The following is a 24,440-nucleotide window of genomic DNA, read 5'->3' as shown; positions in this document are numbered from 1 at the left end:
CGGTCCCGCGTCCGCCGCGGGACGGGCGCCGTTCAACCGGGGAGAGGGCCCGGTCGAACATCGGTTCCGGGCGCGGTCGGGCTCAGTCAGGCCCTCGCCGGTCCTGCTCCCGGTCCTCCGCCTGCGGCGGGTAGACGGTCGGGTCGTCCAGGGGCAGCTTGAGCCAGGCCAGCATCTGCCGGAGCTGGTGATAGGCGCGCAACCGCTGCTCGTCGCTGTCCGCGCGCTCCGCCTCCGCCACCGGGGCCCACAGCCGGTGCACCATCACCGGTCCCAGTTCCAGGAGTCCGCCGCTGCCTCCGGTGGCCCATTTCGCCAGCACGTACCGGGCGATCGCGCCGATCGGGAGGGACAGGTTGCGGGACATGCCCCGCACCGTCTCCAGGGGGTCGAGGAGCCCGTATCCCACCACGTCGGACTTGAAGTTGGCGTGCGGGTCGTCCGCGTCCCAGGTCCCCTTCCAGCGGCGGAGACGGATGACGTCGTGCCCGTCCGGGTCCGTCCACACGTCGCCCGTGGGCTGTTCGTCCGCCACCCTGAGCTCCCTTCCGGATTCCGTCAGGAAGCACGAGTTCTACGCTCAACCAGCAGGGTGCGCAAGGCACTTCGGTTCCGCTCGGGTGCTTGCTGGACAAAGGGATTCGAGGCCGGTAGACCAGAAAGAACGTGGCTCCGCCCGCTGGTCGCCCCGCTGACCGCCTCGCGCTCCTTCCCGCTCCCACCCCGGCTTCGGCACGCCCTCCTCGCGTTTCGCCTCCCGACAGATTGGACAGGGCGCAGTGAGCATTCCCCCGCCGCGTCGCGCACCACGGCACCCCGTGCCCGGACGGTGCGCGTGACGTCCACCCGGGAGGCACCCGCGGGCGTCGGCGGACCCCGCGGGGCGATGACCCGGCGGGTGCTCGTCGCCAGCACCATCGGCAGCGTCATCGAGTGGTACGACTTCTACCTCTACTCCACCGCCTCGGTGCTGCTGTTGGGACCGCTGTTCTTTCCCGAGCAGTCCACGACGGCGGCCACCCTCGCCGGCTTCGCGACCTACGCCGCGGGGTTCGTGGCCAGGCCCCTGGGGGGCGTGGTCATCGGCCACTTCGGGGACCGGGTCGGCCGCAAGTCGATGCTGGTGCTGACCTTGATGATCATGGGGGTGGCCACCTTGCTGGTGGGGGTGCTCCCCACCTACGAACAGGCGGGCGTCTGGGCACCGGCCATGCTCGTCACCCTCCGGGTGATGCAGGGCATCGGGATCGGCGGTGAGTGGGGCGGCGGGGTGCTCATGACCACCGAGTACGCCCCGGCCCACCGGCGCGGGCTGTACAGCAGTTTCGCGGCGGCCGGGTTCCCGCTCGGCCTGGCCGGTAGCACGGCGATGGTCGCGTTGGTCACCCAACTGCCCGAGGAGGACCTGTTCTCCTGGGGCTGGCGACTGCCCTTCCTCGCCTCGGGCCTGCTCGTGGTCGTCGGCGTGTTCGTGCGGCGCGGAGTGGCCGAGAGCCCCGAGTTCCTGCGGGACCGGCGGGACGGTCCGGCGCCCCGGGTGCCGGTCGTCGAGGTGGTGCGGGAACGGCCCGGCGCGGTGGCGCGGGGGGCGCTCGCCTCACTGGGCCTGGCGATGATCGTCAGCGCCTTCTCGGTGTACCTGCCGGCCCACGCCGCAGCCCGGGGGGCCGACCGGGACCAGCTGCTCACCGGCCTGATCGTCGGCGCGCTGGTGGAAGCCGCCCTGCTACCGGTGTTCGGTGCGCTGTCCGACCGGTTCGGCCGTCGGCGGATCATCGTCCTCGGCTACGCGCTGTGCGCCCTGGTGGCGCTTCCGGCGCCGCTCTGGCTGACCTCGGGCAGCACGCCGCTGGTCGTGCTCACCTTCACGCTGGCCATGGGCGTCGGTCACGCGGCCGTGTACGGGGGCATCGCGGCCTTCCTGGTGGAGCGGTTCCCGACCCGACACCGCTACTCCGCACTGGCCGTCACCTACCAGCTCGGGGCGACCGTGGCCAGCTTCGGGCCGCTGGTCGCGGGTGCGCTCGCCAGCCCGGAGCGCACGGCCTCGCCCGGAACCTCGATCCTGCTCGGCACGCTCACGGTTGCCGGCCTCGCCGTGCTCACCACCCGGGTACACGGCGCGAAAGGGAGTGACCATGCTGTCCATCACGAAGGAATTCCACTTCTCCGCGAGCCATCGGCTGGACCACCTGACCGCTGACCACCCCTGTTCGAGGCTGCACGGGCACAACTACGTCCTGATGGTGGAACTGTCCTTGCCCTCCTCGCAGTTGTCGCGGTCCGGGTTCGTCCGTGACTACCGTGACCTCGACGTGCTCAAGAAGTGGATCGACGAACTCCTGGACCACCGCCACCTCAACGACGTCATGACGGACCGCAACCCCTCGGCCGAGAACATCGCGATGTGGATCTACGAGAACTGGCGGGAGGAGATCCCCGAGATGACCGCGGTCCGGGTCTCGGAGACGCCCAAGACCTGGGCCACCTACCGGCCCGCCGGCTGATCGCGAGGTCCACCGCGACCTCGCAGAACGGGAAAGGGGTGAGGCACATGGAACGGTCGAAGCTCGTCGTCAACGAGATCTTCGGCCCCACCTGATCCGTCCAGGGCGAGGGGCCGTCCACCGGGAGGTCGTGTGCCTTCCTCAGGCTCGGCGGGTGCAACCTGACCTGCCACTGGTGCGACACCCCGTACACCTGGGACTGGAAGGGGGTCTCACAGAGCCGGACCGCCTTCCGGCCGGCGGAGGAACTGCACGCGATGGCCGTCACCGAGGTCGTCCGGCGGCTCCTCGGCTTCGGCACCGGTCTGGTCGTCGTCTCCGGGGGCGAGCCGCTGAGTCAGCAGGACCGGTTGCTCCCCGTGGTCGAGGAGATCCGTGCGCACGGCATCGACATCGAGATCGAAACCAACGGCACCGTGGTGCCCGCCGCGGCGCTGGTCAAGGCGGGGGTCCGGTTCAACGTCTCGCCCAAGCTCGCCCACTCCAGGGTGGCGGCGGACCGAAGGATCGTTCCTGCGGCGCTCCGGGCCTTCGCGGGGATCGAGGGGACCTGCTTCAAGTTCGTCTGCACCGGCCCCGTCGACCTGGCGGAGGTGGAGGCGCTGACGGAGCGGTTCTCCTTGGACAACGTCTGGATCATGCCCTGCGGCCAGGAACCCGAGGAGATCGCCGGGGTGCTCCGGCTGCTGGCGGAACCGGTGGCCGAACGCAAGTGGAACCTGACCGGAAGGCTGCACGTGACGCTCTGGGGAAATCGACGGGGAGTGTGAATGTCACCGGATCCTCTGGAACGCATCGCGCGGGAGCTCCTCGTCGCCATCGGCGAAGACCCCGAGCGCGAAGGACTGCGCGACACACCGGCGCGCTACGCCCGCTGGTGGCGGGAGTTCACCGAGTACGACCCGGGCACCCTCAACACCGCCTTCGAGTGCACCACCAGCGCCGAGACCGTCTCCGTATCGGGAATCCGCCTCTGGTCGCTGTGCGAGCACCACCTCCTGCCGTTCTCGTGCGAGGTGACGATCGGCTACCTCCCCCGGGGGCGGGTGCTGGGCCTGAGCAAGTTCGCCAGGATCGCCCACCAGCACGCCCACCGACTCCAGTTGCAGGAGCAGTTGACGACCGACATCGCCGACTCCGTCGAGAAGCTCACCAGTTCGCCGGACGTCGCCGTGGTGTGCCACGGGGAGCACCTCTGCATGGCGATGCGGGGCATCCGCACCCCCGCGACCATGACCACGGCCGTCTGGCGGGGCAGCTTCGCCCCCGCCGCCGCACGGACCGAGTTCCTCGCGCTCCAGCCCGCCCGCGCCCCGGGCGGCGGGCGATGACCACGGACGCCGCACAGGAAGGAACCGAACACCAGGTGCGCACCTCCCATCCCCTGCGAACCGGTCTGAGCTTCGACGACGTGCTCCTCGTCCCGCAGCGGACCGCCCTGCGCAGCCGTCGGCACGCCGACCTCACCACCGAACTCCTGCCCGGAGTCCGACTGGCGGTTCCCGTCCTGTCGGCCAACACCCAGTGGTGCACCGGTGACCGGATGGCCGCCGCCATGGCCCGCTGCGGTGGGCTGGGCGTGCTCCACCGGATGCAGACCGTCGACCAGCAGACCGGACAACTGGACGCGGTCAAGGCCGCACCGCCCGACCCCGGGGCGACCCGGTCCGGGGACGGGCGGCTGTTCGTCGGAGCCGCGGTGGGCGTGACCGGCGACTGGCGGGAGCGGGCCGCCCGCCTCGTCGACCACGGGGCCGACCTGCTCGTGGTCGACGTCGCCCACGGCCACAGCGACCAGGTGCTCGCCGCGGTCACGACCCTGCGCACGGCGTACCCGCGCCTGCCGCTGGTGGCGGGCAACGTCGCGACCGCCGCCGGTACCCGCGACCTCGTCGAGGCCGGAGCCGACCTGGTCAAGGTGGGCATCGGACCGGGCGGGGTGTGCACCACCCGGCTGGTCGCCGGCACCGGAGTCCCGCAGCTCACCGCGATCCTCGACTGCGCCGCCGAGGCGGCCCGGCACGGCGTGGGGGTGATCGCCGACGGCGGGATCCGGCACGCCGGGGAGATCGCCAAGGCCCTGGCGGCCGGCGCCCGCGCGGTCATGCTCGGCAGCCTCCTCGCGGGGGCCGAGGAGAGCGAGGCGCAGGCGGTCGAACGGGACGGCCGTCACTACAGGACCAGCAACGGATTCGTCTCGCTCGGCATGGACCTGACCCTGCGGCGGGCCGCCGGACTGCCGATCACCCGGGCCGAGGTCGACGACTACGTTCCCGAAGGCGTGGAGGCCACCTTCCCCCACACCGGCCCCCTCACCACGACCCTGCGCCAGTTGACCGGGGGCGTGCAGTCCGCGCTGAGCTACTCGGGCGCCACCTGCCTCGACGAGTTCCGCGAGCGGGCCGAGTTCATCCGGATCACCGACGCGGGGCGCGGCGAGAACGGACCGCACGCCCGCAACCGCACGGAGCACATCGCGATCGACCACGTGGCCAGGGCGGTGGGGGAATGAGCCGACACCGACCGGCACCGGACCCGGGCGGCGCCGTCCCCGGGGAGGTGCCCGGCATGTGGACCCGACAGGGTCCCTACGAACTGGGCTGGGAGGACCTCGGCACCCTGCTCGCCCGGATCGCCGACGGCATCCGGAGGGAGGGGTTCGTGCCCGACGTGGTGATCGGCGTGGCGCGCGGCGGCCTGCCCGCCGCGAGCCATCTGACCTGCGTCCTGGACGTGCCCGTCCTCCACACGGTGCGCGTGCGCCGGACCGAGAGCGACGCCCGGTACGCGGCGAAGCTGGCGCCGCGTCTGGAGTCCGCCGAACTGCCCGGCGTCGGCCCGGGCACGAAGGTCCTCGTGGTGGACGACGTCGTCGGTACGGGCGCCACCGCGGACCTGGTCCGCGACCATCTGCTCGGACTCGGGGTGGACCCCTCGGACCTGCGCTTCGCCGCCCTGGTCCGCAACCACCGCTCGGGATACCGTCCCGACCACTGCCCGGCGGTCATCGACGACTGGATCGTGTTCCCGTGGGAACGGGGCTGGGGCCGCACGGCCGACGTCCGTCCCCTCGTCCTCCGGCAGGAAGAGGGGTGAGCGTGCGCCCCTCCCCCGCCGGGCCCGACCCGCAGGAGCTCGCCCGCAGCGGGCTGCGTCCCGTGGTGCCGGCCGAGGTCGGGCTCCCCCCGTGCTACGGGGCCACCGACCTGTACGCCTGCGACGCGCCCCGCAGTTCGGTGATCGAGGTGGCCCGGACGCTCGCCGAGCTGGAACGCCGCTGGGGGACGCGGCCCACCACGGTCTTCACGGACATCACGGACCGTCCCGGCAGCCGCGTCCTGGGCCATCCCTACCCCCGGGCCGTCCTGTTGGCCGCGTTGGGCGCGGACGAGGGCGGTCACCTGACCGAGTTGGCCGCCCGTCTCTCCGGCGCACCGCACCGGGTGACGGTCGATCCGGGCGGGGACACCACCCGTCGGGAGCTCGACGGCTTCGACGACCTGCCCGTGCTCCACCACCGACCCGGCGACGGCGGTCGGTACGTCACGGCCGGCATCGGAGTCACGACCCGGCCCGACGGCTCCGCCGTCAACCTGGGGTTCTACTGCGTTCAGGTGGTGTCCGCGCACCGTGCCCGGATCTTCCTGGACCGGCGCACCGACGCCCACCGCAACCTGGACGCGTGGGAGGCCGCGGGTCGCCCCATGCCGATCTCGGTCTTCCTCGGGGCAGACCCGCTGTACGCCGTGGTGGCGGCGACGCGACTGCCCGCGACGGGCGACGACTACCAGATCGCCTCGCGCCTGCTGCGCGCCGACGTCCGGGTGGGCGGTTCGCCCCCGGTGCCGGTGGAGGCCACCCACGTCATCACCGGCCTGGTCCACCACCGGGTCGAACCCGAAGGCCCGTTCGGCGAGTTCAAGGGCTACTACGTGGAGGAGCGCCGGGGCAACGTCCTGGAGGTCACCGGGGTCACCGCTCGGCCCGGCGCCCCGTTCCCGAGCATCGTGGCCGGCGCCGAATCCGGGCTCACCCTGATGGGCTTCCAGAACGAGTACCTCATGTACGCCCATCTGCGTGCCCGCGGGCTTCCCGTCACGGACGTCCGGTACTCGCTGGCGGCGCGCGGGGAGTTCCTCGCCCTCATCGAGTCCGAGCACCCCAGCCTCGAACTCGTGCGCGAGGCGATGCAGTTCGACGTCCGCTCCAAGCTGGTCATCTGCGGGCCCGCACTCCACGACGTGGCGCAGGCACTGGCGACGCACGGATTCGTCACCCACCGCGAGCCCTACTACCGTAAGGGCAGGGTCGAGGGCGAGCGGGTCGGCCTCGCACTCGTCATCCCGCCCACGGGCCGCCCCGTCGAGTACTGATGCCGAGATCCCGAAGGACACCGCACCGTGACCGATCGCTTCTCCCGGATCCTGCCCGTGGCGCTCATGGTCCTCCCCGGGCCGGACGGCACCATGACCTTCGTCCACCAGTTGAAGGGGCCCTACGCGGGCAACTGGTTGCTTCCGGGCGGCGGCATCGATCCGGGCGAGAGCGCCGGAGCGGCGGCCATCCGCGAGACGGCCGAGGAGACCGGCTGCCGGGTGGCCGCCTGCTCCCCCTTCGCCGTCTACGAGTTCACCGGGACCTGGGCGCACGGCAGCTACCACCTGATGCTGTTCGGGTTCCTCGCCGACCGCCCGTACCGGGTGCCCACCGGATTCGACGGTCACAACGTCGGAGCGGTCCGACAGGTCAGGATCGGGGAACTCCCCCTGCACTCCACGGACTTGCAGATCCTCACCGATGCCGGAGTGGCCTCGTACCGCGACACCGAGATCGCCCGGGCGCTGTCCGTCGACGGCATCTCCATGACCGCCCACCGGGTGGACCGCAGCATCAGCGTCCCGGGCGGGTCCGCAAGCGCGACCGTCCCCGCCCGGAACCGGACGCCGACGTTCCCGTGACCCCCCGCCCGTGAAGGAGCCGCCCACCGGCCGGCCGTCGCCGGCTGCCGGCTGCGGCGTTGAGCCACCGCGACGCCCGGTGCAGCCGCGGTGGCCGGGTCCGGGCCCCATCCGCAATCGACAGGAGGTCGGACCATGACGGGCCAACGGCCGGCGCCACCGCACCGGACGGTCGCCGTGGTCGGAGCGGGCGCGGCCGGCGCCATGGTCACGATCCAGCTCTGCGAGGAGGCGGTGCGCCGCCGGGGCGCCCCCGGCGCCCCGGCGGCCTTCGACGTCGTGCTGGTCGATCCGGCGCCGGAAGCCGGCCGCGGCACGGCCTACGCCACCGCCGACCCCCGGCACCTGCTCCATCTGCCCGCCGACGCCATGAGCTGCCGTCCGGACGACCCCGGGCACTTCGTGCGCTGGTTGTGCCGGCACGGCTCCCCGCAGGGCGGGGCCGGGGAGTTCGTCGAACGGTACCGGTACGGCGCCTACCTGGCCGAGGTCCTCGGCCGGGCCGTGATCGCGGCGCACGGCACGGTCGGGGTCCGCAGGCTCCGCACCCGGGCCACCGGCTGTCACTGGCCGGGGCGCAGCGCCCGGCTGGAGTTGGCGGAGGGTCCCCCGGTGGACGCCGACTGCGTGGTGCTGGCGACGGGTCCGGGTCCGGCCTCCGCCGACTGGGCCCGCACCGTACTGCGCGGAAGCGACCGCCTGGTGCTCTCCCCCTGGTCGCCCGGTGCGCTGGACGCGGCACTGGGCGCGGGGCGCACGGACGACGTGCTGCTGGTCGGCACCGGTCCGGTCGCCGTCGACCTCGCCCTGCGGCTGGACCGCCGGGGCCGCACCGTGCACGCGCTCTCGCCCCACGGTCGTCTGCCGCGGCCCCGCCCCGAGGACCGGGCCGCGGAGCGGAGCGACCCGCCGTGGGACCCGCACCCGTACCGGCTGCCACCGGCCACCGCGCGGGACCTCTCCCGGATGCGCCGGTTGCGGCGCCTGCGGACCCACGCGGGGCGGCTCGCGGGCGCCCGCGACCGTCCGGGCGGCTCGCTCACCGTTGCCGTGGACCTGACCGACGGGGGTGGGACACGGCAGCTCACCGTCGGATGGGTGGTGGACTGCACCGATCCGGAGGCACTGCGGCGGGACACCGCCGATCCGCTGTGGCGCGGGTTGCTCGACGCGGGAGGCGCGGTGCCCGGTCCGCTCGGCACCGGCGTGTCCACCGACCGGGGGCGGTTGCGCGATGCGGAAGGACGCTCCGTGCGACCGCTGTGGACGCTCGGCGCGCCGCGCCTCGGCGAGTTGCCCGGGAGCACCGCCGTCCCGGAGATCCGGGAGCAGGCCGCGGCCGTCGCCGAGGCGGTCGTCGGCGAACTGACCGGCCCCCGCGGCCCCTCCCCCCGCACCTCCTCGCACGCCGGTGGGGCGGCGGGGAACGTCTCCGACCCCCTTCCGGAGGACCAGTGGTGACCCCGCTCCCGTTGCTCATCGACACGGACACCGGTTCCGACGACGCCGTGGCCCTGCTCCTCGCGGCGGCCGGCGGCCTCGCCGAGGTGCGCGCCGTGACGACCGTCGCCGGGAACGTGCCGTTGGCCGTCGGCACGCGCAACGCGCTGATCTCCCTGGAGACGGCCGGGGCCCGGGACGTCCCGGTCTACCCGGGGTGCGAGCGTCCCCTGACGCGTGCGCTGTCGACCGCCCAGCACGTGCACGGCGCGGACGGAATGGGCGACATCGGTCTGCCGGACCCCCGTCGGGCCCCCGAGCGGGGGCACGCCGTCGACGCCCTGTCCTCCTATCCGCGGCAGTGCCCCGGTGAGTTGACACTGGTCACCCTGGCCCCCCTCACCAACGTGGCCGCCGCGCTCGTGCGCGACCGCGACCTGTTCCGGCTCTACCGGCACGTCTACTGCATGGCCGGAGCACCGGACGGGTGCGGCAACATCTCGGCCACCGCGGAGTTCAACGTCTGGGCGGACCCCGAGGCCGCCCGCGTCGTGTTGCAGTCCGCCACGCCGGACAAGGTCACCTGGATCGGCTGGGACGTGTCGCGCAAGGACGCCGTCATGACCCCGAAGGACCAACTGCGCCTCGAACGCGCCGGCACCCCCATGGCGACCTTCGCCCACCGGATCAACCGCACCGCGGCCGCGTGGGCCCGGGACGTCACCGGGCTCGCCGGCTACGACCTGCCGGACCCGGTCGCCATGGCGGTCGCCCTGCGGCCCGACCTCGTCACCGAAGCGGAGCGGGTGCACGTCGACGTCGCCGTCGGCGACGAGACCCGCGGGCAGCTGATCGTGGACCGGCGCCGTTCGGCTCCGGCGCCCAACGTCACCCTGGTGCGCCGGGTCAGCGAGACCGGGTTCAAACAGTTCCTCTTCGACGTGTGCGCGCCCGCACCGCGCGCATGACCCCTACCGACCGCCCCGGGAAGAACGCCATGAACCCCGCAATCCGCACACCGCCGGGTCCCCGCTACGAGTTGCACTGCCACCTGGACGGTTCGGTCCGCCCGGCGACCCTCCGCGCACTCGCCGAGGAGCAGGGCCTCGCGCTCACCGGGTCGGTGGAGGAACTGGCCGTCGCCCCCGCCAGGTGCGGGAGCCTGACCCGCTTCCTCACCCACCTGGAGCTGCCGCTGAAGGTCCTCCAGACGCCCGACGCGCTCGCCCGTGCTGCCCGTGAACTCGTCGAGGACTGGGCCCTCGACGGTGTGGTCCACGGCGAGGTCCGCTTCGCCCCGCAGTTGCACGGGCGGCACGGGATGGGGCTGGACGACGCGGTGCGGGCGGTGGCCCGCGGCCTGGCGGACGGCCGGAGGGCCACCGGCGTCCGCACCGCCCTGCTGCTGAGCTGTCTGCGCCACCAGAGCCCCGAGGAGAGCGAGGCCGTCGCCGAGGCGGCCCTGCGTCACCGCGACGCCGTGGCCGGGCTGGACCTCGCCGGGGACGAGCGGCTCCACCCCGGTGCACCGCACCGCCCCGCCTTCGACCTCATGCACCGGGCCGGGATCCCCTGCACCGTGCACGCCGGTGAGGCGGCCGGTGCCGAGAGCGTCTGGGAGGCGATCGACGTCCTCGGCGCCCGGCGCATCGGGCACGGTGTGCGCTGCACGGGCGACCCCTCGCTGCTGCGCCGCCTGCGGAGCGAGCGCATCGCGCTGGAGATGTGCCCGACGAGCAACGTCCAGACCGGGGCCGCCCCCGACCTCGCCGGGCACCCCGCGGCCGGCCTCCTGGCCCGAGGGGTTCCGGTGACCATCAGCACGGACGCCCGCACCACCTGCGCGACCACCCTGGGCCGCGAATTCCGGGTCCTGCGCGAGGTGTCGGGCTGGACCGCGCAGGACGAGGAGCGCGTCCAGCGGCACGCCCTCGCCGCGGCCTTCGCTCCGAAGGCTCCGCCGGAGCGTGCGGTGGGGGCGGCGCGGACGCAGGGGTGACGGCGCGGAGGACCGGCGCGACCCGGTCCTCCGCGCCATCCCGGTCTCAGAGTCCGTCGATGACTTCGTGGAGGTAGCGCAGGCTGAGGTCCTCGGCCTGGTGGCGACGTGCCACGACCGCTCCATCGGCGTCGGACCACCGGCGGTACAGGTCGACCGTGGCGAGGAGGGCCCGGGCCGCCTCGTGCCGGTCGTACCCGCACAGGGTCGCCCGGAGGGCGCGCGCCTCCTCGGGGGCGACGGCTTCGAGGTGGCGCACGTTGCGGGGGGGCGCTCCCGCGCGCCGGGCGGCCAGGGGGCCGAGCACGGTCTCGCGCAGGTAGGTGAGGAAGCCGATGGCTTCGAACAGTTCGCCGCGGCCGAGCTTGGTCGCACCGTAGTGCACCCAGATCCAGAACCGGTCCTCGAACCACTGGAGGTCGAGGGAGGGGGGCGCGGGGGGCTTGCCGGCGAGGGCCTCGGCCAGGCTGCCGTCCCGGTCCCACAGGACCTCCGGGTCCTCCGTGCGCTCGGCGAAGTCGGACACCCGCACGAACTTGAAGTCGACGTGCAGCAGGGGCGGCCCGACGAGGGTGACGATCAGTCGGGGCTCGCCGACGTGTTCCCCGGTGAAGCCGGCCACCAGCGCGGACCAGGAGCCGATCAGCGCGAGCCGTTCCTTCATGACCGCGTCGTACGCCTCGTCGTCCACGGCCAGGACCAGGTCGACGTCCGAGTAGACGTCGGGGCGGCCCCCCACGAGCGACCCGGTGATCGCGACGCCGGCCACCCGGGCGTCCTGTCGGATCCGGGGAAGCACGTCGTCGAGGAACTCGCTGTGCAGGGCGGGGGCTTCCATCGCTTTCCTTCCGGTCGGAGCAAAGCAGACCAACGTAACAGGCCGTCAGGCGGGAACCACAACTCGGATTCTCCCGAACGGCCCTCCGCCCGGCCGGGAACGAGCCGCGGTCCGGCCGGCAGCGGGTGCTGCCGGCCGGACCGTGATCGGGGCGCCGTGCGGCTCAGGCGGCCTTGGTCAGCGCGGACCGGTCCCGCGTCGCGGAGCCGTACCGGTCGGTGGTCACCGGGGCCGTGGTCGCCGGGCCCTCGTGGCGCGGCCACAGGAGGAGGGCGGCGACGGCTCCCGCGCCGGCGAGGGCCGTGAGGACGGACCAGGCGGGGGCGAGGCCGGCCGTGGTGCCGAGCCACCCCGCGACGGGGTAGGTGATCAGCCAGGCCAGGTGGGAGAGGGAGAACTGGGCCGCGAACGCCCCGGGGATCGCGGTCCGTGCCACGGAGGAGCGCAGCACCTTCCCGGTCGGTGTGATCACCAGCGCCGTGCCGATGCCGACGAGGGCCCAGACGACCGCCGTACCGGTCCATCCGAGGGCGCCGGCCGCGCGCAGCGTCACGGCGGCGGCGGTGGCGACGACGAGGACCCCGGCGCCGGTCAGCATGACGGTGCGGGCGGCGATCCGGTCGAGCACCCGGGGCAGGGCGAGGGCGGCCAGCAGGGTTCCGGTGCCGGAGGCGGCGAGCAACCAGGCGACGTCGGACTGCGAGCCGCCGAGCTCGTCGCGGACGTGGTTGACGGTGTTGACGACGACGATCGCGCCGGCCGAGGCGACCACCAGGTTGAGGGCCATGACGCCGCGCAGCCGCGGTGTCCGGAAGAAGGTCCTGATGCCTCCCGTCACCCTGTCCCGGGCCCCGGTGCGGGTGTCCGGTCGGGCGTTCGGGATGCGCGTCGCCAGGACCAGCAGGGCGGAGACGAGGAAACCGACGGAGGTGCCCAGGAACAGCCGGTCGAAGCTCAGGAAGGTCAGGGCGACGGCGGCCAGGACGGGGCTGAGCAGGCTCTCCATGGTGGAGGCGACCTGGGAGGCGGACAGGGCCCGGGTGTAGTCGGCCTCGTCGGGGACGATGTCGGGGATGACGGCCTGGAAGGTGGGGGTGAACGCCGCGGAGGCCGCCTGGAGCAGGCCGATCAGGACGTAGACCTGCCAGACCTCGGTGACCAGCGGCAGGGCCAGGACCACCGCGCCGCGGATGACGTCGAGGAGGACCAGGAGGGTCCTGCGGGAGATGCGGTCGACGTACGCGGCGGCCAGCGGGGCTATGACCACGTACATGACCATCTTGATGGTCAGGGCGGTGCCGAGGACCATGCCGGCGCGGGGGCCGGCGAGGTCGTAGGCGAGCAGTCCGAGGGCCACGGTGGTCAGTCCGGTGCCGAACAGGGCGATGACCTGGGCGCCGAAGAGGTGGCGGTAGTCGCGGACGGCGAACAGACGCATGGCGGGTTCCTTCCGTGTCCATGCGGCGGGGCACGGCCCCGGGGCGGGGTCCGTGCCCCGCGGGTGCGGGCGGCGGGGGTGTCCCTACGCACCGGTGCGGCTCTCCGGTGTGAGACCGGCGAGCAGGTTGAAGGCGCCGGTGAGGACGTTGAGTGCGACGACGCCGACGACATCGGCTATGGCGCGGTCGCTGTAGCCGTGCGCACGCAGCGCGTCGACCTGTTCGTCGGTGATGGACGTCGGCTCGCGGTGGACCCGGAGGGCGAGGGCGATGATCGCGGCGATCGCGGGATCGGCCGAGGTGCCCCTGCGGGCCCGCTCGATCTCGTCCTCGTCCACTCCCCGGGCGCGGGCGGCGTCGACGTGCGCGTCGAGGCAGAGTCGACAGCCCTGTCGGGCCTGGACGGCGATGGAGATCCGTTCGCTGGTCCCGCGGTCGAGTTTGGCCCGTCCCATGGCCCGGCTGAGCTGGAGGTATCCGCCCAGGACCGCCGGGGAGTGCGCCATGGTGGCGACCATGTCACCGGTGTGGCCGTGCCGGGCCGTCAGGTCGGCGAGGAGGTCGCGCGAGGTGCCGACCGCCGTGTCGGGCGTGAGTCGGGTCAGACGGGGCACGAGGGCCCTCCTTCCGTGGCGTCCACGCCGTCAGTGGTGCGCGTGGCCGTGGTGGTGGCCGTCGTGTCCCGACGCCGTCCGGGCGGCCGGGGTCGGGTGGGGGGCCGCCGTGCCGGTCGGCACCGTGAACTCGGCCGTCCGGACGACGCCCTCGTGCTGGAAGTCCAGGAACAGGCGGTAGGTGCCGGCCGAGGGCGCGACCGCCACGAAGGCGATCTCCGGGCCCGGTGCGGTGGTGCCGTCGCCGGGCGCGCCCTCCGGGTGGACGTGGAGGTAGCCCAGGTCTCCGACGCGCAGGGCCACCAGGTGCCCGTACGCGGCCAGGTAGGGCTGGAGGTCGGTGACCGGGCGGTTGTCGCGACGGACGGTGAGGGTCAGTGCGCGGGCTTCGCCGGGCAGCAGCTCGCCGTCGAGGGTGACGGTGTACTCCCCGATCCGCGCGGTGCGGACGGCCTCGGGCAGCGGTCGCGGGTCGTACGGTCCGGCGACCGCGAGGTCGGCCCCCAGGGTGAGGGTCCCGTCGTGTCCGGCCGGGTGGATGTCGGCGAAGATCCTCCAGTCCCCCGGTTCCAGGGCCAGCTCGACGCTCCAGGTGCCCTCCCCGTCCCGCACCGGGTGCACGTGCTGGAAGCCGGCCGTGTCCCGGCGGACGGCGATGAGGTGCAGTTCCTTCTCGTGCTCGGCCACGAACGAGGTCACCGGGCGGGCGTCGGGGCCGAGCACCCGGAAGGCGATCCGCTGCACACCGGCGGTCCGGATCGTCGCGTCGAGCTCCAGGGTGTACCCGTGTTCGGAGACCGACAGTCCGCCCGGTCGTGCCCCGCCGTGACCGTGGTGGCCGCCGTGGTGGGCCTGGGCGTGTCCGGAGTGGTTCTCCATGATGTCTCCTCGGTGTGCTGCGCCGGTCGGCGTCTTCCGTTCGGAACGATCACCACTATATACCCCCCAGGGGTATGCAGGAAGGGTTTCGGCGCCGAAGATCCGAAGAGGGCGCCCCGCGGCGCGGCGCCCCTCAGCGGGGTGCCGCCGCGGTGGGCCTCGTGGGGACGGTGTGCGAGCCGGCCAGGGGGCCGCCCCGGGTGGTGCGGGGTTCGTTCGCCATGCAGGTCCTCCAGGAGGGGGCGGCTCTCCGGCGAGCGGGGAACGTGCTCGCCGGACAGCTTCCGGACCACCCTGTCCGCTGTCACGGCAACGCGAGCCGGACAGCCGGAACACCACCCGCCGGGAGGCGGAAGACCCGGCCAACCGGGGCCCGCACCGAGGACCGCCCTCCCGCACCCGGTCGACCCGCACCCGGCCCGGGCGGGCACCGCCGCGGGCGGGCCCGGAGCGGGGGAGAACCAACGGCCCGTCGGGGGAACGGGAACCGTCGCCGCCCCCTCCTCCCTCGTGGCGGGCTCCGACCACGGACCCGTCCACCGGGAGACCACGGGCTCCCCAGGCACGAGAGGCATCATGCAGCGACGAACCTTCCTCACCGGCACCCTGCTCGGCGCGGCCTTCGCCACCGGCTCCGTCACCGCCCTGACCACCGGCGCCTCAGCCGCCACGGTGACCGTCAGTTCCCTCGCCGACCTCCAGCGGGAGATCGACCGCGCCGCACCCGGCGACCGGATCGTCCTGGCCAACGGCACCTACGACGTGCCCGCCGGAGGCATCCGGATCTCGGGCAAGCGGGGTGCCGGCACGCACCTCACCATCGTCTCCCAGAGCCGGGGCGGGGCCCTGCTCCAGGGCGACCGGAGCTTCGTCCTTGGCAACTCCGACTCCGTCACCATCAGCGGCTTCGCCTTCCGTCAGCGCCAGACGCTGGTGATCCCGGCGGACTGCTCCGACATCCGGCTCACCCGCAACGACTTCAAGTTCGCCGACCTCGCCGGCGTCGACTGGGTCGTGGTGAAGGCGAACGGGGTCAAGGTCGACCGCAACCACTTCCACGACCGCACCACCCAGGGCGTGTTCCTCGTCGCGGACGGCCCCGACGCCCCCACCGACCCGAACCGGGAGACGATGGCCCGGGGCCTCACCGTGCTCCGCAACCACTTCGCCCGCCACACCTACCCCGGAACCAACGGCGGCGAGGCGATCCGGCTGGGCGTCAGCCACCGGGCGCTCGACGACGCCGGGGCCGTGGTGGAGTACAACCTCTTCGAACAGTGCAACGGGGACCCCGAGGCCATCTCGGTGAAGTCCTCCCGGAACACCGTCCGTCACAACACCCTCCGCGACTGCGCCGGGGGCATCGTGCTGCGCCACGGCAACGGCACCCTCGTGCACGGCAACCACCTCGTGGGCGGCGTCGAGGGCATCCGCCTCTACGGGAACGACCACAAGGTCTTCAACAACCACCTGACCGGGCTGTCCGGGCGCGCCCTGGTGATCGGCAGCGGCACGGTCCGCGACCACGTCCCCGGCGAGCCCCCGGCGCAGCAACGGGGCAATGACGCCTGCGACCGGGCGCTGATCACCCACAACAGCCTGGTCCGCAACGCCCGCACCCTGGTGGGCGAGGACCGCGCCCACGAGCCCCGGGACGTGGTCCTCAGCAACAACATCCTGGTCGCCGACGCGGGCAGCCTGGTGGCGCTGCGGCAGAACACCGGCTTCACCTGGCAGGGCAACCTGCTGTGGGGCGGGGCGGCCGACGGCACCGTCCCCCCGGGCGGGTTCGTCCGCACCGACCCCCGCCTCCAGCAGGGGGCCGACGGGGTGCACCGCCTGTCGTCGGGCAGCCCGGCCATCGGCGCCGCCGTGCCGACGACCCACCCGGTGACCGACGACCTCGACGGCCATCCGCGGGGCAGCAGCCGTGACATCGGCTCGGACCAGTACACGACGTCGGCGCCGCTCCGCTCCCCGCTGACCGCCGCCGACGTGGGCCCCCACGCCGCCTGAGCGGTCGAGCCCGTTCAGCGGGCCGTTTCGCCCCGGGCGCCGCCGCCCGGGGCGAACGCCGGGCGGCAGCACGCGTACGGCTCGCGCGCTGGGTGCGGACCGGCCGCAGCCCGGGGACGGCCACCAGGGTCGGCACCCCCCGATTCGGGCTCGGTCCGGTAGATCACCCCGTAGTCACGGGCGAAGTGGTGGGCCTCGGACGCCGAGCCGCGGAGGCCGCGGAGGCCGCGGAGGCCGCGGAGGCCGCGGAGGGAGAACGCGTAGGCCACCGCGTTGATGTGACGTCTCATCAGATACATGCACCAGCGGTTGGTCACGGGGTCGAAGTCCGCGGTGCGCACCCGCCAGCGGATGCCGTCAGCTCTCCCCCGGACGAGGGTGCTCTCCGGGCACGTCACCGCGGGCCGGTCCCCGCCCGCGGTCCGCTCCGCGCGGTTCATCGGCTCCGGAAGCGTGACTCCGTGCGGCCCGCGGCGTTCTCCAGGTCGAGGTCATCGATCCGGTGAACGGAAACGACCCCGACCACCGTGCACCCCGGGCGGGTGCCCGGCACGGGGCGGAACCGGAGGACGGGGAGCACACATGGGCATCGACACCGGACCGGGGCCCCGTGCCCGAAGCCGTGGGGCCCGGGCCTGCGGCCCCCTCGCCCTCGCCGCCGTGCTCCTCCTCCCCGCGTGCTCGGGACCCGGTGCCGACGACGACCGCTCCCCTGCGCGCCCGTCGCTGGCGGCGGTCGGCGCCGTCGTCGCAGGGGCGGCGGCCCTCGACTGGTCGGGGTCGTGGCGGCAGTACCACCGCAACCCGGACGGCACGACGGCCGACGACCCGTGGAGCACCGTCACGGCCGAACTCCGTTCCCTCGGCAACGGCGACGTGTTCGGCACGATGTCCGCCAACGGACGTACCGCTCAGGTGATGCTGGTCTCGGGCACCACGCTGTTCACCAAGGCCGACCGGGCGATGCTGCACACGATGGGCGTCGAGAACCCCGCTGCGGACGCCGGACGTTGGCGGGAGGTCCGCCGGCCGGACGGGTCGCATGAGGTGCTCGGGCTGCGACTGGACCGACTCGCACCCGCGGCACTCGGCGCGGCCCTGGCCCCCTCGAAGGCGAGCGGCACCGGGAAGGACACCACCGGTCCGTCGCCGATGCCCTCCTCGGCGACGGGGCGGTTCCGACGCCCGGCCGGGGTTCCCACCGACGCGGTGGCGGTGCCCGTCCGCGGCGACGGCACCACCAGGGGCGGCACCTACTGGCTCTCGGCGGACACCCCGCACCGGCTGCTCGGTTACTCGGGGCTCGGCTTCCGGCACGACAGCCAGGCGGGGCCCCACGAGACGATGTCGGACGCGGCTGCCGCGGCTCTGACGGTGCGCGCCGAGGACACGGCGAGCGCGCGGGCCGGCTACGCGGACATGCGCTCCGCGCTCCGCGCCCTCCCGGCCACGGTGCCGGTCAGCACCACTCCGACCGCCGCGCAACTGTCGGACACCACCGACGAGGAGTGCGGCGTGCGCTGCCACACCGTCGTCGTGGCCGTCGCCCTGACGAACCGCATGCCCAAGGAGTCGGTGACCGCCTCGTACCGGCTCGCGTTGACCGGTGCGAAGCGGATGGACGGCGGTCGCCTCCTGCTGGACAACCTCGTCCACGAGGAACTCGGTTCGTGCACCGTCCGGTTGCCGGCCGCCCGCCCCGGTGCCACCGTCCGCGGCGCCTGCACGGTGTCGGGGGCCGCACTGCGCAAGGCCGTCGACGCGGCCTTGGACCGGCACGGCTTCCTGCACCTGGACTTCACGACCGAGGCGACACGGCGGATCGACCGGATCACCGGCCCGAGCCGCGCCGAGGACCTGCTGGAAGGGCTCGTCTCCGGGGCGGCGGACGTCCTGGGCGCGGGCTGAGCCGGCACCAGGCCGGCCCCCCGCGCCGGGGCCGACGGCACCACACACCGACGTCGAAGGGCGACCATGACAGCTGCCGCAGAACGGAACGGCTCGGCCGACCGGCCGGCGAACGACGAACGGGCGCGGGAGCACGCGCCCCCGGAGGAGACCCCTGTGCCGCTGATGGCCGCCGTGGGAGCGGTCGGGGTCGCGGCCGCCGCCGTGGCGGTCGCCCTCGGGCTCTCCGGAACCCCGGCGTTGCCGTTCCCCACCGACGTTCCGCCCCTCCCCACCGAGGCGGTCCTGCCGGGCGCGCCGCCGACCGGGCGCCCCGACGCCCCCCGGCCCGCCCCGCTGCCGACCGGGGTGCCGAACCTGCCCACCTCCTTCCCCGGTCCGTCCGACTTCCCGAACATCGGCGGTGCGCCGTGACCACCACGTCCGAAGCCCGTTCTCCGTCTCCGGCGCACGGCGAACGACCCCCGCGCCCCGCCCGGGACGGGCTGTCCGCGGCGATCGCCGTGGCCCTGGGGCTGTCCCTGGTGTACGCGGCCGGGCAGGTCCTCTTCTGGGCCGCGCCCGAACCCACCGCGCACTCACCCTGGTTGAAGCTGTTCCTCCTGCCCGAGCCCCTGCCGTTCCGGCTGACCCGAGTGCTGGTACCGGCCGGCTGGGGCCTTGCCGTCCTGCTCGGTCTCGGTCTGCTGCTCGCCCGGTCCCACGCCGCCCCGCTCCCCGAACGGGCCTTCAGGGCCTGCGGGTTCGGCATCCTCGGCGCCCTGCTGCTGCCCTTCTCGATCATGCCGTTGGCCGCGGTGGCCGACCGACTGCCGCAGGTGCTGCTCTGCCTGCCCGGCACCGCGGCGGCACTGTTCCTCGTCCACCGCGTCCAGCTCTACCGGCGGATGCCCGGCCGGCTGCTGCTGGCAGGGTTCGGATGGGGCGCGCTGGTCGGGGGCGGCTTCGGCCTGGTGATGATCACATGGCTCCAGCGCACCGTGCCGGGCCACTTCACGTCCACCGTCCCGGAGCACCCCCTGGACGGCGTGCGCACGCTCTACACCCTGTTCCCCCTCGGCACGGCCGTGATGACGGAACTGGGCAAGGCGGCGGGTGTGGCCGTCCTCTTCCTGCTCTTCCGTCGTCACATCGACGGCGTGGTCTCCGGAGCGGTCCTCGGAGCGGCGGTCGGGCTGGGGTTCAACCTCACGGAGACGGTCCACTACCTGGGCCTCATCTCGCCGGACCACCACCCCACCCAGTTCTGGGACCGTCAGGTGGTCGGGCTGCTGACGGTGCACGCGGCGTTCACCGCGCTCGCGGGCGCCGGGATCGGGGCGGCGCGCTGGCTGGCGGGCCGCCGGGACCGGCTGCTGGCAGTCGGCGGCGGGCTGGCCGCCGCGGTCGGCGGGCACGCCGAGACGGACGTGGTGCTGATGCACCTCGACGGACTCCGGGCGGACTGGTACCCGAACGACGTCCTCGGGCTGCTGATCGGCGTTCCGGTGATGACGGTCATCACCTCGGGGGCGTTCGTGGCCGCGTGCGTGCTGGTCCTGCACCGCGGTCTGCGGGCCCAGGCCGCGGGAACCGCCCGTGCCCTGGCGGCCGAGGCCGCCGGCGGCCACGGCGCCGTGACCGGACCGGAGGTGGCGCTGTTGCTCTCCCCGCGCCGTCGCCTCCTCCTGGAGTTGCGGGTGTGGCGCCGTGACGGCATCGCCGGGCTGCGCCACCTCCAGGGGTTCCAACAGGCGCAACTCGACCTCGCGGTCCAGCGCTGGCACCGTCAGCGCCCGGGCGTCGACTCCGCCGTCCCGTCCGAAGAACGCCTCCGCGCCCGGGTCCACGCGTTCAAGGGCTCTCCCGACCCCGCACCCACCGCCCGGAAGGCGTTGTCATGACCGGTTCCCGTGCCGTACGGCTGTCCGTCCTGGCCCTCGCCACCGCGGCCCAGGTGCTCGGCGCGCCCGCGGCCGCCTCGGCGATGTGCGCGGCCCCCACGTACCACGGCGGCATGCCCCTGTGGATCGGCGAGTGCTCCGAGGCGGTCGCCGGTGGGGCCTGCGCGGCGGTGTGGGGGGCGGTCGTGATCGCCGTCGGGCTCCGGGTCGCCCGCGCCCTGGTCGGGTCGGACTCCCGGTCCGCGGACCTCCGGTTGATCGACCGCGTCTTCGACCCGGAGACGTCGGACGAGGCCGGGGACGAACGGTGAGCCGCGCCGGGGCCGCTCTGCCGGGGTTGCTGACCGTCCTCCTGCTCGCGCTCCTGACGGCGCCGCCCTCGCCCGCCCTGTCCCGGGAGGCGGCGCCGGGCGGGGCGGATTGGTCCCGGATCGAGGACCTGTACCGGAACCCGATCGGACGGATGGCCCATGTCGCCCGGTGGGCCAGGAACCTGTCCGGTTCCCAGCACTCGGGAAGGGTGATGGCCCTCGGGTTCGTGGACATCACGGGTCGGGACGACCTGCGGACGTCCGGGCACCAGGTGGTCGACGTCGCCGAGCTCAAGGAGGGCGACCCGGAACTCCACCGTCAACTCCGCATGGACGAGCGGCCCGGGATCGAACGCTTCCTGGTCGTCAAGCGCAGCAACGACCGGTCCGTCTTCCGCGGCGACGAGATCGTCTTCCAGGGAGACCACGCGGAGCAACGCGTGCTGAAGGACATGTTGGAGCTCCGGGTCCCGACCTCCCGCCTCTTCGCCCTCTACGCCGACCTCTCGCCGTGCAAGGGCAAGTGCACTCCCGCGGTGCCTCCGCACACCGACGTGTTCCACGGGCCGGTGTACCGGGAGAAGGGGTACCGGCAACGGTTCAAGAACCTCCTCGACGAGGCGTCGAACGCCGCGACCCGGGACCCGACCTTCCAGCGGGAGGTGGCCGGGGAGAAGGATCAGCTGGCCGCCCTCAAGAAGGCCAACCGCAAGCGGAAGTACGCGAAGGCCCGGCGGGCGAACGCGACGGTCAAGAAGGCGAAGCACCTGCTCCGGGTGAGCGGAGGCGGCTCCTGCGGCAAGCGGAGCCTCGGTCTGCGACTGGTGCTCACCGCACGCCCCGGTTCCCGGGGGGACGGCTGCGGTACGGACTCCGGAGCGACCGAAAGCGGTCTGGTCAAGGCCCTGACGGAACCGGTTTCGAAAACGGGCGGAATCGACTTCTCCAGCGTCGAACTGCGCTATCTGTCGGACCCCGGAGACGGCAGCGGGCTCCAGTACGCGTTCCGCACCGACCGCGACCCCGTCCACGGCGACCTGCGTCCGGACACCGGGATGGACGCGGCCCAACAGTCCTCGGACGCCTTCTTCGTCTGGCTCTCCCTCCCCCGGCAGGACCTCTGGGTGAACCTCCACCCGCATCAACCGGACCGCATCGTGGAGGAGCAACTGGGCCGCACGGACGCCGGGCGCGTCCTGTTGGAGGCCGACCTGCGGATGAAGCGGACGGTGGGCGAAATCATCCATCCGCGCACCGCGCTCGGCAAGCGGTACTGGCAGGGCGTCCAGGAGGGTTGCGTGTCGTCCCGCAACTGGATCGTTCCCGGGCCGGCCTCGATCCACCAGGACGGCGAAGCCCTGTACATCCTGGACGCCCCCCTCGACGTGAAGATGGAGACGGAGCAGGTGACGTCCGCCGGGAGGACCGCGGGCGTTCCCGACTGCCCCGGGCAGGACCCGGCCGCCGAGGCCCGCCACGAGCACCTGGAACGCACCCTGGTCCTCCCCGGGCTCAGGAAGGCCGTCAACACCGCCCCCGAGTACGCGGCCCTGCGCCGGGTCCACCTCGCCCGGGTGGCCGCGGAGTGGTACCGCGAGCTGAGCACGGGCGAGGACACCACGTACGGCGCGCTGGTGGACTCCGGAGACGTCACCGAGTGGCGCCTGACGGACGGTTGGGAGCCGCGCGAGGTCTTCGACGAGTTCGTGGTCTCGTACACGGAGGGCGAGTACGAGGTCACCGACCGGACCACCAGCGGTGGTACCACCCGTGTCCAGCGGTACACCTACGGCGGGGTGGACCTCACCAGCGTGCCCCTCCGCAGGCTCTCCGGCGACGCGTTCGACGCGGACTTCGACGCCCTGCCCGCGCGGGTGGCCGGCTCCCTGCACGCCCCCTCCCCCGGCGGTCCGGACGAGGCGGTCTGGCTCGGCGCCCCCACCCCCCGGCAGGCGGCGGACGGGTCCGGCGCGGCGCGGGGCGCCGTGTCGCCGGGGGCCTGGGCGATCCGTCTGTTCCCGGTGCCGCTGGTCGCCCTGGCCCTGTGGTGGTGGCGACGGCGACGGGTGCGCTCCGCACCGGCCAGCCCCCTGCGCCGGGCCGCCACCGGCGGGCCTCGGAGACGGACGGGAAGGACGGCGGCGGACGCGGAGGACGGGTGCCGGGGCTTCGGGAACCCGTGATCGTCAGCGGACAGGAACGGGTGACGCGGTACGTCCGGTCGCCTCGGGGAACCACGGGGGCCGGGCGGGCCGTCCCGGGTCGGCTTGGCGGACCCGGGTGCGTCGCACCACCGAACGTCCTCCGAAAGGCCCGAGCATGACCGCATCCACTCCCACCGGCTTCCGCCGCACCGCACTCGTCCTCGGCACGGCCGTGGCCGTGGTGGCGGCGGCCACGGCGGCGTACGCCGTCCCGCCGTCGTCGCCCTCCGACCCCCGGGCGCGCGGGGCGTGGACGACGTCGGAGGTGACCGGGGCGGGGTCCGACGCGCACGCCTTCGCCGTCACCCGTCCCGCGCCCCACACCACCTGGGCGGCGGGCATCCGCTTCGAGCGCGGGAGCGAGGGGTTCTTCCGCACCGTCCCGACGCTCTGGGAGCGCGACGCCCGCGAGGGGGGCGAGTGGAAGGCGCTGCCGACCGCCGCGCTGCCCGCGTCGTACGACGTCCGCTTCAACGACGTCGACGCCTCCTCGCCGCGCAATGCGCTGGTCGTCGGCGACTACGCGGAACAGGCCCGCGGGATCGTCACCCAACGGTGGGACGGCAGGAGCTGGCGGACCGCGACGGCGCCCGTGCCGGCGCAGACCATGACCGCCGGGTTCCTCTCCGTCGACGTCCGGGGCGCCGGGGACGCCTGGGCCGCGGGCTGGTCCGCCGTGCCCGACCCGGAGTACATGGTCAAGGCCGTGGGCGAGCTCCAGCACTGGGACGGGCGGCGGTGGACGCCCGCCGCGCTGCCGGACGTCGGTGAGGGTCCGGGCGGCAACTGGAGCCTGTCGGGCGTGGCCGCGCTCGCCCACGACGACGTGTGGGCCGTGGGCGAGGCGTTCAACGACGCCTGGTCCAAGCCCGTCCTGTTGCACTACGACGGCACCGGGTGGCGCAAGGCCCCCGCACCCGACCTCGGTACGGAGCGGGTCCGGCTGAACGGGGTGGCGGCCGGGCCGGACGGGCGGGTGTGGGCGGTCGGCCGGGCCAAGGCCGCGGGGGCGCCGGCGCGCGGTCTGGTGTGCGAACTGCGCGGCGGGAAGTGGCGGGAGGTGCCGCTGCCGCAGGGGGTGACCCCGCTGCGGTCGGTGGCCGTCAGCGGCGGCGCACCGGTGGTCCTGGCCGAGGGCGGGGGCGCGGTGGCTCCGGTGGTGTGGCAGCGCACCGGTTCGTCGTGGACGTCGCTGGACCTGCACGTGGCCGGGGGCGCAAAGTTCGCGGCGGTGGACATCACCGCGCGCGGGCGGAACCTCGACGTGGCGGGCAAGCTCCCGGGCCCGGACGCCGATCCGGCCGGTCCGGCGGTCGTGGTCAGCTCGCGGCGTTGAGCCGGTGCCGCCGGGCCGACCGGGTGCGGCCGTCGTGCCGGCGCGGGCGGGGCCGGGGGGGGCACGCCCGGCCCCATGCGCGGCGTCAGCCAGCACCGGGGGGGCGCC

At 73.9% G+C, this 24,440-nt stretch carries 23 protein-coding genes and 1 pseudogene; 18 read left to right on the top strand and 6 right to left on the bottom strand.

Features of this window, described 5'->3' with window-relative positions; translation table 11 throughout:
• Nucleotides 1–82: 82 nt before the first annotated feature.
• Nucleotides 83–535: a DUF6027 family protein gene (locus ABT092_RS09545; protein ID WP_351241649.1), complete on the bottom strand. Its 453-nt coding sequence runs from the start codon at nt 533–535 to the stop codon at nt 83–85.
• A 300-nt stretch (nt 536–835) separates the two neighbouring features.
• Between ABT092_RS09545 and ABT092_RS09540 the strand changes: the two genes are divergently transcribed.
• The 11 genes and pseudogenes from ABT092_RS09540 to add all read left to right on the top strand — a co-directional run bounded on the left by ABT092_RS09540 (nt 836) and on the right by add (nt 10,904).
• Nucleotides 836–2,203 (top strand): MFS transporter, encoded by a 1,368-nt coding sequence (locus ABT092_RS09540; RefSeq protein ID WP_351241647.1) that lies wholly within the window; start codon nt 836–838, stop codon nt 2,201–2,203.
• Entirely contained in the window at nt 2,139–2,507 is a 369-nt protein-coding gene (locus tag ABT092_RS09535) for a 6-pyruvoyl trahydropterin synthase family protein (RefSeq protein ID WP_351241645.1), read from the top strand. Before ABT092_RS09540 ends, ABT092_RS09535 begins: the two co-directional genes overlap by 65 nt.
• A 110-nt stretch (nt 2,508–2,617) precedes the next feature.
• Nucleotides 2,618–3,277, top strand: a pseudogene (locus ABT092_RS09530) (7-carboxy-7-deazaguanine synthase QueE); the annotation flags it as partial.
• A complete protein-coding gene (gene folE, locus ABT092_RS09525; protein ID WP_351241643.1) occupies nt 3,278–3,838 on the top strand; it encodes a GTP cyclohydrolase I in 561 nt (186 codons plus the stop codon).
• On the top strand, nt 3,835–5,019 hold the full coding sequence (gene guaB / locus ABT092_RS09520) for an IMP dehydrogenase (protein WP_351241641.1): 1,185 nt from the start codon (nt 3,835–3,837) through the stop codon (nt 5,017–5,019). Before folE ends, guaB begins: the two co-directional genes overlap by 4 nt.
• A 56-nt stretch (nt 5,020–5,075) precedes the next feature.
• Nucleotides 5,076–5,603: a phosphoribosyltransferase gene (locus ABT092_RS09515; RefSeq protein ID WP_351241639.1), complete on the top strand. Its 528-nt coding sequence runs from the start codon at nt 5,076–5,078 to the stop codon at nt 5,601–5,603.
• A complete protein-coding gene (locus tag ABT092_RS09510) occupies nt 5,600–6,880 on the top strand; it encodes a UbiD family decarboxylase (RefSeq protein WP_351241637.1) in 1,281 nt (426 codons plus the stop codon). The genes ABT092_RS09515 and ABT092_RS09510 overlap by 4 nt, the downstream gene beginning before the upstream one ends.
• 27 nt (nt 6,881–6,907) lie before the next feature.
• Nucleotides 6,908–7,465 (top strand): NUDIX hydrolase, encoded by a 558-nt coding sequence (locus ABT092_RS09505; protein WP_351241635.1) that lies wholly within the window; start codon nt 6,908–6,910, stop codon nt 7,463–7,465.
• Nucleotides 7,466–7,600: 135 nt separating this feature from the next.
• Complete coding sequence (locus ABT092_RS09500) at nt 7,601–8,926, top strand: FAD/NAD(P)-binding protein (protein WP_351241633.1); 1,326 nt, start codon at nt 7,601–7,603, stop codon at nt 8,924–8,926.
• Entirely contained in the window at nt 8,923–9,873 is a 951-nt protein-coding gene (locus tag ABT092_RS09495; RefSeq protein WP_351241631.1) for a nucleoside hydrolase, read from the top strand. The genes ABT092_RS09500 and ABT092_RS09495 overlap by 4 nt, the downstream gene beginning before the upstream one ends.
• A gap of 29 nt (nt 9,874–9,902) precedes the next feature.
• Nucleotides 9,903–10,904, top strand: coding sequence for an adenosine deaminase (add, locus tag ABT092_RS09490; RefSeq protein ID WP_351241629.1), 1,002 nt, complete (start codon nt 9,903–9,905; stop codon nt 10,902–10,904).
• Nucleotides 10,905–10,950: 46 nt separating this feature from the next.
• Here the strand turns inward: add and ABT092_RS09485 are convergent, their stop codons facing one another.
• The 4 genes from ABT092_RS09485 to ABT092_RS09470 all read right to left on the bottom strand — a co-directional run bounded on the left by ABT092_RS09485 (nt 10,951) and on the right by ABT092_RS09470 (nt 14,674).
• Nucleotides 10,951–11,742, bottom strand: a complete 792-nt coding sequence (locus tag ABT092_RS09485) for a nucleotidyltransferase domain-containing protein (protein WP_351241627.1) — start codon at nt 11,740–11,742, stop codon at nt 10,951–10,953.
• A 163-nt stretch (nt 11,743–11,905) separates the two neighbouring features.
• Nucleotides 11,906–13,180 carry an MFS transporter gene (locus ABT092_RS09480; protein ID WP_351241625.1) on the bottom strand — a complete coding sequence of 425 codons (1,275 nt, stop codon included), beginning with the start codon at nt 13,178–13,180 and terminating at the stop codon, nt 11,906–11,908.
• 84 nt (nt 13,181–13,264) lie between these two features.
• Entirely contained in the window at nt 13,265–13,795 is a 531-nt protein-coding gene (locus tag ABT092_RS09475; protein ID WP_351241623.1) for a carboxymuconolactone decarboxylase family protein, read from the bottom strand.
• Between the two features lie 30 nt (nt 13,796–13,825).
• On the bottom strand, nt 13,826–14,674 hold the full coding sequence (locus ABT092_RS09470) for a DUF8832 domain-containing protein (protein ID WP_351241621.1): 849 nt from the start codon (nt 14,672–14,674) through the stop codon (nt 13,826–13,828).
• A gap of 576 nt (nt 14,675–15,250) precedes the next feature.
• Here ABT092_RS09470 and ABT092_RS09465 point away from each other — a divergent pair.
• Nucleotides 15,251–16,690, top strand: coding sequence for a chondroitinase-B domain-containing protein (locus ABT092_RS09465; RefSeq protein WP_351241619.1), 1,440 nt, complete (start codon nt 15,251–15,253; stop codon nt 16,688–16,690).
• Nucleotides 16,691–16,704: 14 nt separating this feature from the next.
• Here ABT092_RS09465 and ABT092_RS09460 read toward each other — a convergent pair whose 3' ends face one another.
• On the bottom strand, nt 16,705–17,130 hold the full coding sequence (locus ABT092_RS09460) for a DUF6417 family protein (RefSeq protein ID WP_351241617.1): 426 nt from the start codon (nt 17,128–17,130) through the stop codon (nt 16,705–16,707).
• Between the two features lie 142 nt (nt 17,131–17,272).
• Between ABT092_RS09460 and ABT092_RS09455 the strand changes: the two genes are divergently transcribed.
• From ABT092_RS09455 to ABT092_RS09430, 6 genes are all read left to right on the top strand, one after another.
• Entirely contained in the window at nt 17,273–18,598 is a 1,326-nt protein-coding gene (locus ABT092_RS09455) for a hypothetical protein (RefSeq protein ID WP_351241615.1), read from the top strand.
• Nucleotides 18,599–18,664: 66 nt separating this feature from the next.
• Nucleotides 18,665–19,012 carry a hypothetical protein gene (locus ABT092_RS09450; protein ID WP_351241613.1) on the top strand — a complete coding sequence of 116 codons (348 nt, stop codon included), beginning with the start codon at nt 18,665–18,667 and terminating at the stop codon, nt 19,010–19,012.
• Nucleotides 19,009–20,481, top strand: a complete 1,473-nt coding sequence (locus tag ABT092_RS09445) for a PrsW family glutamic-type intramembrane protease (RefSeq protein ID WP_351241611.1) — start codon at nt 19,009–19,011, stop codon at nt 20,479–20,481. The genes ABT092_RS09450 and ABT092_RS09445 overlap by 4 nt, the downstream gene beginning before the upstream one ends.
• A complete protein-coding gene (locus ABT092_RS09440; protein ID WP_351241609.1) occupies nt 20,478–20,792 on the top strand; it encodes a hypothetical protein in 315 nt (104 codons plus the stop codon). Before ABT092_RS09445 ends, ABT092_RS09440 begins: the two co-directional genes overlap by 4 nt.
• Nucleotides 20,789–22,975, top strand: a complete 2,187-nt coding sequence (locus ABT092_RS09435) for a hypothetical protein (RefSeq protein ID WP_351241607.1) — start codon at nt 20,789–20,791, stop codon at nt 22,973–22,975. Before ABT092_RS09440 ends, ABT092_RS09435 begins: the two co-directional genes overlap by 4 nt.
• 136 nt (nt 22,976–23,111) lie before the next feature.
• Nucleotides 23,112–24,332, top strand: coding sequence for a hypothetical protein (locus ABT092_RS09430; RefSeq protein WP_351241605.1), 1,221 nt, complete (start codon nt 23,112–23,114; stop codon nt 24,330–24,332).
• The last annotated feature ends 108 nt before the right edge of the window (nt 24,333–24,440 follow it).

This window comes from Streptomyces sp. NPDC002490 (genome assembly GCF_040296045.1).
Classification (GTDB): Bacteria; Actinomycetota; Actinomycetes; order Streptomycetales; family Streptomycetaceae; genus Streptomyces.
The sequence above is the reverse complement of the archived record's forward strand: the minus strand, read 5'-3'. Positions and strand labels throughout refer to the sequence as shown.